This is a genomic window from Armatimonadota bacterium, assembly GCA_031081675.1.
Classification (GTDB): domain Bacteria; phylum Sysuimicrobiota; class Sysuimicrobiia; order Sysuimicrobiales; family Kaftiobacteriaceae; genus Calidihabitans; species Calidihabitans tengchongensis.
In genome coordinates, this window is sequence record JAVHLZ010000018.1 from 1 (window position 1) to 13,983 (window position 13,983).

Genomic DNA, 13,983 nt, shown 5'->3' on the forward strand with positions numbered 1-13,983 from the left:
GGACACCTACAGCATGCACCGGGGCTATTCGGTGCCGGCGGTGGTGACCGGCAAGCCGCTGAGCATCGGCGGCTCCCACGGCCGGGTGGAGGCCACCGGGCGGGGAGTCACCATCGTCACCCGGGAGGTCGCCCGCCACCTGGGACTGTCCCTGGCCGGGATGCGGGTGGTGGTGCAGGGGTTCGGCAACGTGGGCTCCGTGGCGGCGGCCCTGCTGCACGACCAGGGGTGCACCGTGGTGGGGGTCAGCGACTCGGGAGGCGGGATCTACACCCCCCGGGGCCTGGACCCCCGGGCGGTGCTCCGCTTCAAGGAGGAACACGGCTCGGTGGCGGGCTTTCCCGGCGCCGACCGGGTGACCAACGAGGAACTGCTGGAGCTGCCCTGCGACATCCTGGTGCCCTCCGCCCTGGAAGGGCAGATCACCGGCTCCAACGCCCCGCGGATCCAGGCCCGCGTGATCGTGGAGGGGGCCAACGGGCCGGTGACCCCCGACGGGGACGCGGTGCTGGTGGACCGGGGGGTGACCGTGGTCCCGGACATCCTGGCCAACGCCGGCGGGGTGATCGTGTCGTACTTCGAGTGGGTGCAGGGGCTGCAGCAGTTCTTCTGGACCGAGGAGGAGGTCAACCAGAACCTGGAGCGGATCATGGTCCGCAGCTTCGGGCAGGTCCTGCGGACCGCCCAGGAGCGGTCGGTGCCCCTGCGCACCGCCGCCCTGATCCGGGCCATCGAGCGGGTGGCCGACGCCCTGATGACCCGGGGGATTTACCCGTAGCTCCGGCACCCGGCCGGGTCCCGCCGCCCCTGCTCGGGAAGGCGGAGGGAGGCCTGCGGGAGGAGTGGGGGGGTGGGCGGCGAACGTAGCAGGCGTCCCGTACGTGTACGTCACAGGTGGCGAGCGCGCCCGCGGATCCGGTGCTGCGGAGGGGATCATGGCGGCCGGGCCCGGTACAGGGCCGGCCGGGCAAGGAGGTGAGCGCGGGCGACGAGAGCGAGGCGGGTGTGGCTGGACGGGTGATCTGAACCATACTGCGGACAAAGGGGGGAGAGGTGCGGATGAGACCACTGCGGATTCCGCTGGTCGCGGGGCTGGCCGTGCTCCTGGCCGCAGGTGCCCTGATCCCGGCGGCCCCCGCCGCCACCGTGGGGCCGGTGACCGACCCCATCGGGGTGGTGCGCATTGCCCGGGGCCAGCCGCTGATCATCGCCTACTGGCTGGTGGTGGCCGGTCCGGACGCCAGCCTGGGCATTGACAGCCGCCGGGGCATCGAGATCGCCATCGACGACAAGGGGGGCCGGCTGCTGGGGCACCCCATCCGGCTGATCGGCGAGGACTCGGGCTGCAACGCCGAGGGTGGGGTGACGGCGGCGACCAAGCTGGCCGCCAACCGCCAGATCGTGGCCGCCATCGGCAGCAGCTGCAGCAGTGAGGCCGTGCCCGGCGCCCCTATCCTGTGGAAGGCCGGCATCGTCACCGTGTCGCCGTCCAACACCGCGCCCCGGCTGACGGACCCCAACCGGGGGCCGGACTATGACGGCTACCTGCGCACCGCCCACAACGACCTGGTGCAGGGGCGGGCGGCGGCCCAGTTCGTCTTCCACTTCCTGGGCCTGCGGCGGGCGGCCACCATCCACGACGGCAGCCCGTACGCCGAGGGCCTGGCCAACGTGTTCGCCGACGTCTTCAAGCGCCTGGGCGGGACCATCACCTCCCAGGAGGCCATCTCCCCCACCGACACCGACATGCGGCCGGTCCTGACCCGGATCGCCGCCGGGCGGCCGCAGCTGATCTACTATCCGATCTTCATCGCCGCCGGCGGCCACATCACCCGGCAGGCCAAAGAAGTGGCCGGCCTGGAGCAGGTCAGGCTGATGAGCGCCGACGGCACCTTCTCGCCCGACTTCTGGAAGGCGGCGGGAGAGGCGGCCAAGGGGGTCTACAACTCCAGCCCCGACCTGTCGGTGGAGGCCCTGGGTCCCAAGTACCAGGAGTTCCTCAACAAGCACCAGCGCAAGTACGGGGAGAAGCCCCTGTCGGCGTTCCACGCCCACGCCTACGATGCGGCCATGATGATCTTCGCGGCCATCGAGAAGGTGGCGAAGAAGGACGCCCAGGGCAACACCTACATCGGCCGCAAGGCCCTGCGGGACGCCCTGTACGCGACGCGGAACTTCCCGGGCATTACCGGGACGCTGACCTGCACCCCCTACGGGGACTGCGCCGACCCCAAGATCGCCGTCTACCAGACGATCTCGGCGGACCCGGCCAAGTGGAACCCGGGCACCGACCCGAAGAAGCTCTGGTCCATGAAGCGTTAGGCCGGCGCGCCCGAGCGGGGCCGGGTCGCGGGGGGACGGATGACCCTTGACGGTGTCCGTCCCCCCCAGTACGTTGATAGGAAGCGCATTCGGAGGGGGAGAGTCTGGCCACCGAGGCGGTCGCAGTCCGATCCAGGATCCGGCGGCTGTCGTTCGTGGACGCCTTCCTGTGGGCGTTCCGGCTGGCGGTGCTGGTGGTGGTGGTGTGGGGGACCATCGGCACCCTGCGCCTGGGCCGCTACACGAGCGAGCAGTGGCTGGACTTTGTCGTCTTCGGCCTGGCCCAGGGGGGGATCTACGCCCTCATCGCCCTGGGCTACACCATGGTCTACGGCATCCTGCGCATGATCAACTTCGCCCACGGCGAGGTGTTCATGAGCGGGGCCTACACCGCCTACTTCGTGGCCGCGCCCCTGGCGGCGTCGGGTTTTCTCAACCGCCACCCCCTGGTCTCCCTGCTGCTGGTCGTCGTGGTGGCCGCGGCGACCTCCACCAGCGTGGCGGTCCTGGTGGAGCGGGTGGCCTACCGCCCTCTGCGGCGGGCGCCGCGCCTGGTGCCCCTGATCACCGCCATCGGGGCGTCGTTTTTCCTGCAGTACGCGTTCCGGGGGCTGTACGGGTCCGGCTTTAAGGCGTATCCCGAGTTCGCCGTCTTCCGGGGCGAGTGGCAGATCGCCGGGGTGGGCATCCTGCGCACCCAGGCGGTGGTCCTGGTGGCCGCCGCCCTGTTCATGTTCGCCCTGTACCAGGTGGTGATGCGCACCAAGGTGGGCCGGGCCATGCGGGCCGTCTCCGAAGACAAGGATGCTGCGGCCCTGATGGGCATCGACGTGGACCGGATCATCGTCCTCACCTTTGCCATCGGCGGAGCCGCCGCCGGGGCGGCCGGGGTGCTGTACGCCCTGGTCTTCAAGCAGGTGCACTTCTTCATGGGGTTTGTGCCGGGCATCAAGGCGTTCACCTCCGCCGTCCTGGGAGGGATCGGCAACATCCCCGGCGCCATGCTGGGGGGGCTGTTCCTGGGCGTGGTGGAGTCGGTGGGGCCGGCCCTGTTCCTGGACGGCCTGGGGATTGTGGCCCCCTACCAGCTGAAGGACGTGATCGCCTTCACCATGCTGGTCATGGTCCTGATCTTCCGGCCTTCAGGCATCCTGGGAGAGCGCCTGGCGGCCAAGAAGGCGTAGGGAGCGAACCATGGCGGGTCCTCCTGCACTGCGCCGGGCGGTGACTGCGGGTCTGGTGTGGGGCGCGGCCGCCGTCTTCGTGTCCCTCGCCGGCATGGTGGAGATGATGCATGCCCGCGCCATCCTCAGCGGCGTGGTGTCCCTGGGGCAGGGCCTGCTCCTGCTGGCGGTCTTCGGCAGCGGGTACACCGCCGCACGCGCCGCCCGCGCGCGGGGCGGCGCCGGCCTGCTGGCCGGGGGACTGGCGGGGTGTGCGGCGGCCGTGCCGGTGGCGGTCCTGGTCCTGGCGGGGGAGCGGGTGAACCTGCGGACGATGTTCGTCAACGCCTCCCCGGCCCTGTTCCGGATCCTGACCTTTGACCGCGGGGCCGCCGCCGTCTGGGCGATCCCGATCCTGGGCGCCGTCGCGGGCGGGCTGGGGGCCGCCGCCGTGGTCGTTCCCGCCGTCTGGCGCCGGCCGGTGAGCTGGGGCGTGGCGTCGGTCCTCGTCCTCAGCATCTTCCAGGAGCTGATCCAGCTCATCCTGCAGTCCGAGGGTCTGCCCGCGCTGGTCCGGGAGTTCCTGTACGCCCCCGACGGGCCGTCGGTGCCCGGAGGAACCGCGGCCTTCCTGGGCACGGCCGCCGCCGCCGGGATCTGGCCCCGGGTCAGCCGTCCCGCGCAGGCCCGGGTCCGGAAGATGCCGCCGGTGGGCCGGGGCCTGGTGCGCGCGGCGCTGCTGGGAGCGGGCCTGCTGGCGCTGCTGCTGGTGCCGGTGGCCGGCGGGCCGTTCGTGGCCCAGGTCATCGTCATCGTGGGCCTGTACACTCTGATGGGCCTGGGGCTGAACCTGGAGGTGGGGCTGGCGGGGCTGCTGGACCTGGGCTTTGTGGCGTTCTTCGCCATCGGCGCCTACACCGTGGGCCTGCTGACGTCCACGGGTCCTCTGGGCATCGCCCGCTGGTCGTTCTGGGCCGCCGTGCCGGTGGCGGTCGCGGTCTCGCTGGTGGCAGGGGTGATCCTGGGCATTCCCGTGCTGGGCATCCGCGGGGACTACCTGGCCATCGCCACTCTGGGATTCGGCGAGATCACCCGCCTGCTGGTCCTGTCGGACTTCCTGCGGCCGTGGCTGGGAGGCTCCCAGGGAGTGCTGGCCATCCCCAAGCCGCACATCGGTCCGTATGAGCTGTCCGGCCCCCAGCACCTGTTCTACGTGACCCTGGTCGGCTCGGCCCTGGTGGCCTACGTGGCGTGGCGGCTGGAGCGGTCCCGGCTGGGGCGGGCCTGGATGGCCATCCGGGAAGACGAGGACGTGGCCGAGGCGCTGGGGGTGAACCTGGTCCAGGTCAAGCTGCTGGCCTACGGGCTGGGGGCGGCGTTTGCCGGGGTGGCCGGGGCGATCTTCGCGGTCATGGTGGGGTCGGTGTTCCCCCACAGCTTCCAGCTGCTGATCTCGATCAACGTGCTGGCCCTGATCATCGTGGGCGGGCTGGGCAGCACTCCGGGCGTGGTGGTGGGCTCCCTGGCCCTGGTGGGGTTGCCCGAGCTGCTGCGGGAGTTCGGCGAGTTCCGCTTCCTGGTGTACGGCGCCGTCCTGGTGGCCATGATGCTCCTGCGGCCGGAGGGCCTGCTGCCGGCCGCCGCCCAGCGGCGGGAACTGCGGGAGGCCGCGGAGACCGAGCCGGCGGTGCCCGCCGCCCTGCCGGTGGCGGCTCGCGCCGAGGGCCGGGTGGAGGTGGACGGGTGAGACGGCCATGAGCATCCTGCGGGCGCGGGGCGTCACCAAGCGGTTCGGCGGCCTGGTGGCCCTCAACCAGCTGGACCTGGACGTCCGCGAGCGGGCCATCCACAGCATCATCGGCCCCAACGGAGCCGGCAAGACCACGTTCTTCAACTGCGTCACGGGCTTTTACCGTCCCGAAGAGGGGGCCATCGTCTTCGGCGAGGACTCCCTGGTGGGGCTGCGGCCCGACGAGATCGCCGCCCTGGGCATCGCCCGCACCTACCAGAACATCCGCCTGTTCGCCAACATGACGGTCCTGGACAACGTGCTGGTGGGCATGCACCTCCACCTGACCAGCAGCTGGGTGGGGGCGGTCCTGGGGGCGCGGTCGGTGGCCCGGGAGGAGGCCCAGGCGGTGCGCCGCGCCCGCGAGCTGCTGGAGTTCGTCGGCCTCGCCGGGCGGGAGCACTTCCTGGCCCGCAACCTGCCCTACGGGGAGCAGCGGCGGCTGGAGATCGCCCGGGCCCTGGCGGCCCGGCCCCGGCTGCTGCTGCTGGACGAGCCCACCGCCGGGATGAATCCCCGGGAGACCGTGGAGATGATGGCGTTCATCCGCCGGCTGCGGGACGAGCTGGGGATCACCATCCTGCTCATCGAGCACCAGATGCGGGTGGTGATGGGGATTTCGGAGACGGTGACGGTCCTGGACTACGGGGTGAAGATCTCCGAGGGGACCCCTCAGCAGGTGCAGAACGACCCGCGGGTCATTGAAGCGTACCTGGGGACGCGGCGGGTGGGCGCGTCCGCCGGGTGAGACGATGGCGCTGCTGGAAGTCGACTCCCTGCACGTCTACTACGGGCAGATCCACGCCCTGAAGGGGATTTCCCTGACGGTGGAGCCGGGGGAGATCGTCACCCTCATCGGCGCCAACGGCGCCGGCAAGAGCACGACCCTCAACACCATCAGCGGCCTGCTGCGCCCCCGCCAGGGCCGGATCACCCTGGCCGGGGAGGACCTGGCGGCGCTGCCGCCCCACGAGATCGTGCGCCGGGGCGTGGTGCAGGTGCCCGAAGGGCGGCGTATCTTCGGCCAGCTCACGGTCCTGGAGAACCTGTCCATGGGCGCCTACACCCGCACCGACCGGGACGGCATCCAGGAGGACCTGGAGCGGGTGTTCACCCTGTTCCCGCGGCTGAAGGAGCGGCGCCACCAGGTGGCCGGGACCCTGTCGGGTGGCGAGCAGCAGATGCTGGCCATCGGACGGGCCCTGATGGCCCGCCCCCGGGTCCTGCTGATGGACGAGCCCAGCATGGGGCTGGCGCCGGTCCTGGTGGAGCAGATCTTCGAGACCATCACCAGCATCAACCGCCAGGGGACCACCGTCCTGCTGGTGGAGCAGAACGCCTACATGGCCCTGCAGATCGCCCACCGGGGCTACGTGCTGCAGACGGGCGAGATCGTGCTGTCGGGGTCGGCCCGCGAGCTGCAGGCCGACGAGGACGTGCGCCGCGCCTATCTGGGCGGCTGAGCCGCGGGGCGCCGCACCCGGCGCGAACCCCCGCTGGCACGCGCGAATCCCCGCACGGCCTGCGCGGACGTTCTCCGTCAGCCCTCCTGGCCGGTTCGGGAGCCGCCGTTGCGGGGGAGGACCACGGTGAAGGTGGTCCCTTCACCGGGGCGGCTGCGCACCGCGATGCGGCCGCCGTGGGCCTCCACGATGTGGCGGGCGATGGCCAGCCCCAGCCCCGTGCCCCCCGACCCGCGGGTCCGGGAGCGGTCTGCCCGGTAGAACCTCTCGAAGACGTGGGGCAGGTCCTCGGCAGGGATGCCGCGGCCGGTGTCGGACACGGTGACCTCCACCTCGCCCGCCCGGGGATGCACCGCCACCTCCACGCGGCCGCCGGCGGGGGTGTACTTGAGGGCGTTGTCGATCAGGTTGGTCAGGACCTGCTCCAGGCGGTCCCTGTCGGCGGGCGCCACGACGCCCGGCGGCGCCTGCACCACGAACGTCAGCCCGCCGGCGTCGGCCAGGGGGCGCAGCTTGTCCACCGTGTGGGCGACCAGCGCGCCCACGTCCACCGGCTGCAGGTCCAGGGTCACATGGCGGCTCTCCAGGCGCGACAGGTCCAGCAGGTCGTCCACCAGTTTCACCAGCCGGTCCACCTCGCTCTGGATGATGGTGAGGAACCGGCGGCAGGTGGCCTCGTCGCGCATGGCGCCGTCCAGCAGCGTCTCGGTGAACCCTTTGATGGAGGTCAGCGGCGTCCGCAGTTCGTGGGAGACGTTGGCGGTCAGCTCCCGGCGCAGCCGCTCGGTCTGCCGCAGCTCCGTCACGTCCCGCAGGACGGCCACCGCGCCGATCACCTCGCCCCGGTCGTCCCGGTAGGGGGCGCAGTGGACCTCCACCACCCGGTCGCCCACCAGCCCGGGGGGCAGTTCCTCGGCGATGATCCGCCCCCGGGCGGCGTCCTCCAGCAGGGCGGCCAGGCGCCCGCCCCGGAGGACGTCCCGGGCCGGCCGGCCCAGGGCGGAGTCGGGGGGCGTCCCCAGCAGCTCGGCGGCGGCGCGGGTGAACAGGACGACCGCACCGTGCCGGTCGGTGGCCACCACCCCGTCGGTCATGCCGCCGACGATGGCCTCCAGCTTCTTGCGCTCGGCGGTGATCTCGGCGATGGTGCGCTGGAGGTGGTCGGCCATGGTGTTGAACGTCCGGCCCAGCCGGGCCAGTTCCTCGGTGTCGTCGTGGGGGACGCGCCCGGCGAAGTCGCCGGCGGCCAGGCGTTCGGCCACCTGGCCCAGCTGCAGCAGCGGCTGGGTCAGGCGCCGGCTGAGCCGCGATCCCACCACCCACGCCGCCAGCAGGCCCACCAGGACGGCGCCCAGGGCGCCGGGCGCCTGGCGCCGCAGCTGGCGCCACACCCACGCCTCCGGGGCGGACACCTGCACCACGCCCACGATCCGGCCGTCGGGGCCCAGCACCGGGGCCGCGGCGAACACGCGCACTTCTCCGGTGGCCGGGTCATAGCGCACCGCCTGGCTCTCGCGGCCGGCGAACGCCGCCGCCACCTCGGGCGCGCCCGGGTCCACCGGCGGCGCCGACCGCCCGGTGGCGTCGATCAGGGTGATGGTGGCCTCCCGGCGCCACCGCAGGGTCTGCACCATGGGCTGCAGGTCCGCCAGGTTGCGGTCGCCGGCGTACTCCCGCATCATCAGGGAGATGACCTTGGCCTGAATGGACACGGCGTACGCGTAGGAGTTGATGTACGAACGGTGCAGGGCCCGGGCCCCGTAGGCGGTCACCAGAAGCAGGACCAGCAGGACCAGCAGCAGGTAGGACGAGGTCAGCTTCCACCGGATGGACCGCACGGGTGTCGCCTCCCGGCGTCAGCGGGCCTCCGGCGTCCCCCGGCGGGAGCCGTCGGCCCCTTTGAACTTGTAGCCCACCCCGCGCACGGTGACGATGTAGGTGGGCGTCACCGGATCATCCTCGATCTTCTCCCGCAGGCGGCTGATGTGCATGTCTACCGTCCGGGTGCTGCCGTAGTAGTCGTACCCCCAGATCCGCTCCAGCAGGAAGTCCCGGGTGAAGACCCGGTTGGGATGGCTCATCAGCAGCCGCAGCAGCTCGAACTCCTTGGCGGTGAGGTCCACGGGGCGGCCCCCCAGCGTCACCTCATGGGTGGCGGGATCCAGGACCAGCGCTCCCGCCCGCAGCGGGCCGGGGGCTGCGGGGGCGGCGGGGGTGGCGGTGCGCCGGAGGATGGCGCGCACCCGGGCCACCAGTTCCCGGGGGGAGAAGGGTTTGGTGACGTAGTCGTCGGCGCCGGACTCCAGCCCTCCCACGCGCTCGACCTCCCCGTCCCGGGCGGTGAGCATGATGATGGGGACGGCGGACTCCCGCCGGATCCGCCGGCACACCTCCAGCCCGTCCACCGACGGCAGCATGATGTCCAGGATGATGAGGTCCGGCCGCGCGTCCCGGGCGCGGGCCAGGGCCTCGCCGCCGTCGGCAGCGGTCACCACGTCGAACCCCTCCCGCAGCAGGTTGTAGCGCACCAGTTCCACGATATGCGGCTCGTCGTCGACCACCAGGATCCGCGCGGCCATGGCTCTCTCCCCCGCCGGTCTGTCACATGATCCGGCGGACCTCGCCTCCCCACCACCCCGTCAGGCCGATCAGCACCGCCCCCGCCGCCGCCGCGGCCAGGGACAGGGCGCGGGGCATCTGGTGCCACCGCCACCGGGCGACAAACAGGGCCAGGTACAGCCCCGTGGCGGTGTAGGCCAGCAGGCTGTGCACCCGGTGGCGGTCGATGAAAGCCTGGCCGACCCCCTCGGCCACCAGGGGGCGGTAGTCCAGGAAGCCGGCGACGATGGACACCCCCGCCCCCAGCAGCCCCAGCCCCACCAGGTATGCTGACGCCACGGCGAACGTCCGGTCCCGCCGCCAGGCGTGCAGGAGGTCGAACAGGAAACTGGTGAGCCACAGGGCGATGGGGAAGTGCACCACCAGGGGATGATAGAGAAACGGCATCGCGCCTCCCGCCCGGGACCGGCCGGACCGAGCCACCGGCGGCCCGCCGGCTTTACCTTGCAGTCTACCCGCTCCGCCGTAGATCTGTCACCGGCCGGTAACGGTCTGGTAACAGCCCGCTCGCCGCGGGGCTGACCCGGGCGCGCGGGCCGGAGGAGGCGGCGCGCCCGGACGCGGCAGTTACCGGCCCAGGACGCCATGCGCCGGCCGTCGAAGGGGAAGGCAATGCAGCTCGGGAGGAGACCGTGAGCGACCAGATCGTCTTTCCACCCCCACCCGCGCCGGACGCCATCGAGTGGCCCGGCAGTCCCCTGGGTCTGTCCAACGTCATCACCCGCACCCGGACCCGGACCGCTCTCCACGACAAGGCCGTCGACCGGCAGCCCGGGCGCCGGGACCAGCTGGTGCGGGCCGCCGTCACCCACCTGATCCGGGCGGCCGGCTCCGACCCGGTCTACCAGCACGACGTGATCATCCACGGCGTCCGGGTGCGCGCCCTGACCAACTCCGACCACCTGTATGACTTCTGGGTGGACAACTGGTTCAGCCCCCGGGAATGGCAGGAGGCCACCGGCCGGGTGCCGCCCCGGGATCCCCACGTCCTGGTGTACGCTCTGGGCGGGGTGTCCGACCAGCCCGAGGCGGCGTACTACAGCCGCGCCACCAACACCATCGTGTTCTTCAACACCGCCTACTACGGGCAGCTGAAGAGCTGGGTCCTGGGGGCGGTGGGGCGGGTCCTGGCCGAGGAGCAGGGCATCCACTCGATCCACGGCGCCTGCGTGGAGAAGGCGGGACGGGGCATCCTGTACATCGCGCCCACCGGGACCGGCAAGAGCACGTCGTCCTACGGGCTGGTGTCCCACCCCGATACCCGGTTTCACTCCGACGACTGGGTGTACGTGCGGTACCTGCACCGCACTCGGGACGGCCGGCAGATGCACCCGCAGGCGGTGAACCTGCCGGGAGGCGGGCGGATCGCAGGCTACCGGGTGTTCCGCTGGCTGCGGGAGCGGGCCGTGGGGGGAGCCACCGTGTCCGGGGTGGATCTGGAGGAGCGGGAGGTGACGGTGCCGGTGGAGGCGCTGGACCTGGAAGCGCCGGTGGACGCGTATGCCTTCCCCTCCGAGAAGATCTTCTACCTGCGGACCAACCTGGTGGAGAACTTCCCCCTGGCGGCCCCCCGGATGCTGCAGGCCAAGTTGGAGAACGTGCCCGACGTGACCCCCGCATTCCTGCAGGCCCACGACCGCCAGCTCGAGGATCTGGCCGACACCCTCCTGGCCTCCGCCGGCCCGGGCCTGGAGGGGCTGGCCCGGGACGACCTGAAGCGGACGCTGGCGCGGCTGATCGCTTTCGACAACGCCCGGGCCATGCTGGACGTCGGCGCCGTCCTCCCGCCCCAGCGGGTGTACGCGAACCCGCTGGAGCCCACCCGGCTGCATACGGTCATCCTGCTGCGCCGGGACCGCGAGGATCCCACGGTGGCAGAGCGGCTGGACCTGGCAGCGTTCATCAGCCGGCTCCTGGTGGGGGAGACTCCGGCCCGGACCCGCGAGGTGGCCTACAATGCCTACCGGGCGGTGGACGACGCGGCCGAGCGGGCGTTCATCGACGGTCTGCTGGAGGCGGTGGGTGCCCGGCAAGGCCGGGTCGACCCGGAGGCGCTGTACCGGGCCTTCCGGGCGCACCCGCAGGCCCCGGAGACGCTGCAGGAGGAGTTCGAGCTGTTCGAGGTACTGCACCGGGCCTGCCGGTGCTACGGCCTCAACACCGTGCTGACCGCCGATCCGGCCGTGAGGGGCCTGAAGGAGGCCGTGGCCCTGACCCTGGACCTGATCGCGGCCCTGGTGGAGGAGGCCCCGGATCCCCTGCGGCTGACCCTGCAGACGTACCGGGAGTTCCTTGCCCGCCCCGCCAGCCGGCGGTTGTCGTGACGCGAAAGGGGGCCCGCCATGCCGCGGGCGCCTGAGATGCGGGCGGTGGTCAAGTCCGACGCCGGGCCCGGGCTGGACCTGGCTACGGTGCCGGTACCGCGTCCCGGTCCCGGCGAGATCCTGGTGCAGGTGTGGGCCGCCGGGATCTGCGGGACCGACCTGCACATCGCCACCTGGGATGCCTGGGCCCGCTCCCGGGTGATCCCGCCGCGGATCATCGGCCACGAGTTCTGCGGCACGGTGGTGGAGACCGCCGACGACGTGGACGGCGTGGCCGTGGGCGACTTCGTCAGCGGGGAAGGGCACATCGCCTGCGGGCGCTGCCGGCCCTGCCGGACGGGGCTGAACCACCTCTGCGAGAGGCTCCAGGTGGTCGGCATCGACCGGGATGGCGCGTTCGCCGAGTACGTCACCCTGCCGGCCCGGAACGCGTGGAAGGTGGATCCGGGCATCCCCCGGGACGTGGCCGCCATCCTGGACCCTCTGGGCAACGCGGTGCACGCGGCCCTGGAGGCGCCGCTGGTCGGCCGCCGGGTGGCGGTGGTGGGCTGCGGCCCCATCGGGCTGATGGCCATTGCCATCTGCCGGCACGCCGGCGCGGCGTTCGTCGCGGCCAGCGACATCTCCGACGCGCGGCTGGCGCTGGCCCGCCGGATGGGCGCCGACCTGGTGGTGGACGCCCGCACCGAGGACCTGGCGGCCCGCATCCGCGAGGCCGGCGGGGACGGCGTGGACGTGGTCCTGGAGATGTCCGGGTCGGAAGCGGGGCTGGCGGCGGGGCTGCGGGCCCTGCGGCCCGGCGGGTGGGTCTCGCTGCTGGGGCTGCCCGACCAGCCCGTGCGGGTGGACCTGGCCGGCGGGGTGATCTTCAAGGGCGCGCGCCTGGCCGGGATCTTCGGGCGCAAGATCTGGCAGACCTGGGAGGAGGCCACCGCCCTGCTGCGCCGCGGGCTGGATGTGATCCCGGTGATCACCCACCGGTTTCCCCTGGAGCGGTTTCAGGAGGCGTTTGACCTCCTGCGGGCCGGAGCCGCCGGCAAGGTGCTACTCTATCTGTGAGACGACCCTGGCGGGGCGACCCCGCCGGGCAGTGGCACGACGGGTGGGAGGATCATGGGCAATCCGCTGGCCTATCTGGATCGAGAACTGGACGAGCTGCGCGAGCGGGGCCTGTTCCGGTGGCCCCGGCTGCTGGAGGGTCCCCAGGAACCCGTGGCCCGCTACGATGGCCGGGAGGTCATCAACCTGTGCTCCAACAACTACCTGGGCCTGGCCACCCATCCCCGGCTGAAGGCGGCGGCGCGGCGGGCCCTGGACGAGCTGGGCGTGGGCTCGGGGGCCGTGCGCACCATCGCCGGCAACATGGCCATCCACCGGGAGCTGGAGCAGGAGCTGGCGCGGTTCAAGCAGACCGAGGCGGCGCTGCTGTTCCAGTCGGGGTTCACCGCCAACGCGGGGACGGTGGCCGCGCTGCTGGGCAAGGAGGACGTGATCGTCAGCGACGAGCTCAACCACGCCAGCATCATCGACGGCGCCCGCCTGTCGGGGGCGCAGAAGAAGATCTACCCCCACAAGGACGTGGCCGCCGCCCGGCGCCTGCTGGAGGAATCCCGGGGGGCGCGGCGGGTGCTGCTGATCACCGACGGCGTGTTCAGCATGGACGGCGACATCGCGCCGTTGCCGGACCTGGTGGCCCTGGCGGAGGAGTTCGGGGCCATCATGATGGTGGACGACGCCCACGCCAGCGGCGTCCTGGGCCACCAGGGCCGGGGGACGGTGGACCACTTCGGGCTGCACGGCCGGGTGCACGTGCAGGTGGGCACCCTGTCCAAGGCGTTCGCCGCCATCGGGGGATACGTGGCCGGCAGCCAGACGCTGGCCGACTTCCTGATTCACAAAGCCCGGCCGCTGCTGTTCTCCACGTCGCACCCCCCGGCGGTGGCGGCGTCGGCCCTGGCCGCCGTCCGCCTGGTGCAGGAAGAGCCGGAGCTGATCGAACGGCTGTGGGACAACACGCGCTTTTTCAAGAAGGCCCTGGCCCAGCAGGGCTGGAACACCGGGGCCAGCGAGACGCCCATCACGCCCGTGATCGTGGGGGACGAGCGCCTGGCCATGGAGCTCTCCGACCGGCTGTTCGCCGCCGGCGTCTTCGCCCAGGGCATCGCCTTTCCCACGGTGCCCCGGGGCACGGCCCGGGTGCGCACCATCGTCACCGCCGCCCACACCCGGACGCACCTGCAGAAGGCTCTGGACGCGTTCGAAAGGGTGGGGCGGGAGCTGCGCCTGATCTGATGGCCCGGCCG

12 protein-coding genes are annotated in these 13,983 nt (G+C 72.2%); 9 read left to right on the forward strand and 3 right to left on the reverse strand.

The window, feature by feature from the left end; all coding sequences use genetic code 11:
• The 6 genes from RB150_07865 to RB150_07890 form a co-directional block, all read left to right on the forward strand.
• Positions 1 to 778 (forward strand): glutamate dehydrogenase (locus RB150_07865; GenBank protein MDQ7820450.1); only part of this gene is annotated, 778 nt, incomplete at its 5' end.
• 281 nt (positions 779 to 1,059) lie between these two features.
• Positions 1,060 to 2,322, forward strand: coding sequence for a branched-chain amino acid ABC transporter substrate-binding protein (locus RB150_07870; protein MDQ7820451.1), 1,263 nt, complete (start codon positions 1,060 to 1,062; stop codon positions 2,320 to 2,322).
• Positions 2,323 to 2,477: 155 nt separating this feature from the next.
• Positions 2,478 to 3,506, forward strand: a complete 1,029-nt coding sequence (locus RB150_07875; GenBank protein MDQ7820452.1) for a branched-chain amino acid ABC transporter permease — start codon at positions 2,478 to 2,480, stop codon at positions 3,504 to 3,506.
• Positions 3,507 to 3,516: 10 nt separating this feature from the next.
• Positions 3,517 to 5,232: a branched-chain amino acid ABC transporter permease gene (locus RB150_07880; GenBank protein ID MDQ7820453.1), complete on the forward strand. Its 1,716-nt coding sequence runs from the start codon at positions 3,517 to 3,519 to the stop codon at positions 5,230 to 5,232.
• A 7-nt stretch (positions 5,233 to 5,239) separates the two neighbouring features.
• The gene (locus RB150_07885) at positions 5,240 to 6,022 is read left to right on the forward strand and encodes an ABC transporter ATP-binding protein (protein ID MDQ7820454.1); all 783 of its coding nucleotides are present in this window, start codon (positions 5,240 to 5,242) and stop codon (positions 6,020 to 6,022) included.
• Between the two features lie 4 nt (positions 6,023 to 6,026).
• On the forward strand, positions 6,027 to 6,737 hold the full coding sequence (locus RB150_07890; GenBank protein MDQ7820455.1) for an ABC transporter ATP-binding protein: 711 nt from the start codon (positions 6,027 to 6,029) through the stop codon (positions 6,735 to 6,737).
• Positions 6,738 to 6,814: 77 nt separating this feature from the next.
• Here the strand turns inward: RB150_07890 and RB150_07895 are convergent, their stop codons facing one another.
• Genes RB150_07895 through RB150_07905 form a run of 3 tightly spaced genes read right to left on the reverse strand, consistent with a single transcriptional unit; the run spans position 6,815 to position 9,743 of the window.
• Positions 6,815 to 8,575: an ATP-binding protein gene (locus RB150_07895; GenBank protein MDQ7820456.1), complete on the reverse strand. Its 1,761-nt coding sequence runs from the start codon at positions 8,573 to 8,575 to the stop codon at positions 6,815 to 6,817.
• Between the two features lie 18 nt (positions 8,576 to 8,593).
• Positions 8,594 to 9,316 (reverse strand): response regulator transcription factor, encoded by a 723-nt coding sequence (locus RB150_07900; GenBank protein MDQ7820457.1) that lies wholly within the window; start codon positions 9,314 to 9,316, stop codon positions 8,594 to 8,596.
• Between the two features lie 22 nt (positions 9,317 to 9,338).
• Complete coding sequence (locus RB150_07905; GenBank protein ID MDQ7820458.1) at positions 9,339 to 9,743, reverse strand: DUF2231 domain-containing protein; 405 nt, start codon at positions 9,741 to 9,743, stop codon at positions 9,339 to 9,341.
• Between the two features lie 245 nt (positions 9,744 to 9,988).
• Between RB150_07905 and RB150_07910 the strand changes: the two genes are divergently transcribed.
• The 3 genes from RB150_07910 to RB150_07920 are packed head-to-tail and all read left to right on the forward strand — an operon-like array spanning position 9,989 to position 13,972.
• Complete coding sequence (locus RB150_07910) at positions 9,989 to 11,680, forward strand: hypothetical protein (GenBank protein ID MDQ7820459.1); 1,692 nt, start codon at positions 9,989 to 9,991, stop codon at positions 11,678 to 11,680.
• Between the two features lie 18 nt (positions 11,681 to 11,698).
• Positions 11,699 to 12,739 carry an L-threonine 3-dehydrogenase gene (gene tdh, locus RB150_07915; GenBank protein ID MDQ7820460.1) on the forward strand — a complete coding sequence of 347 codons (1,041 nt, stop codon included), beginning with the start codon at positions 11,699 to 11,701 and terminating at the stop codon, positions 12,737 to 12,739.
• A gap of 54 nt (positions 12,740 to 12,793) precedes the next feature.
• Entirely contained in the window at positions 12,794 to 13,972 is a 1,179-nt protein-coding gene (locus tag RB150_07920; GenBank protein ID MDQ7820461.1) for a glycine C-acetyltransferase, read from the forward strand.
• Positions 13,973 to 13,983 lie beyond the last annotated feature (11 nt).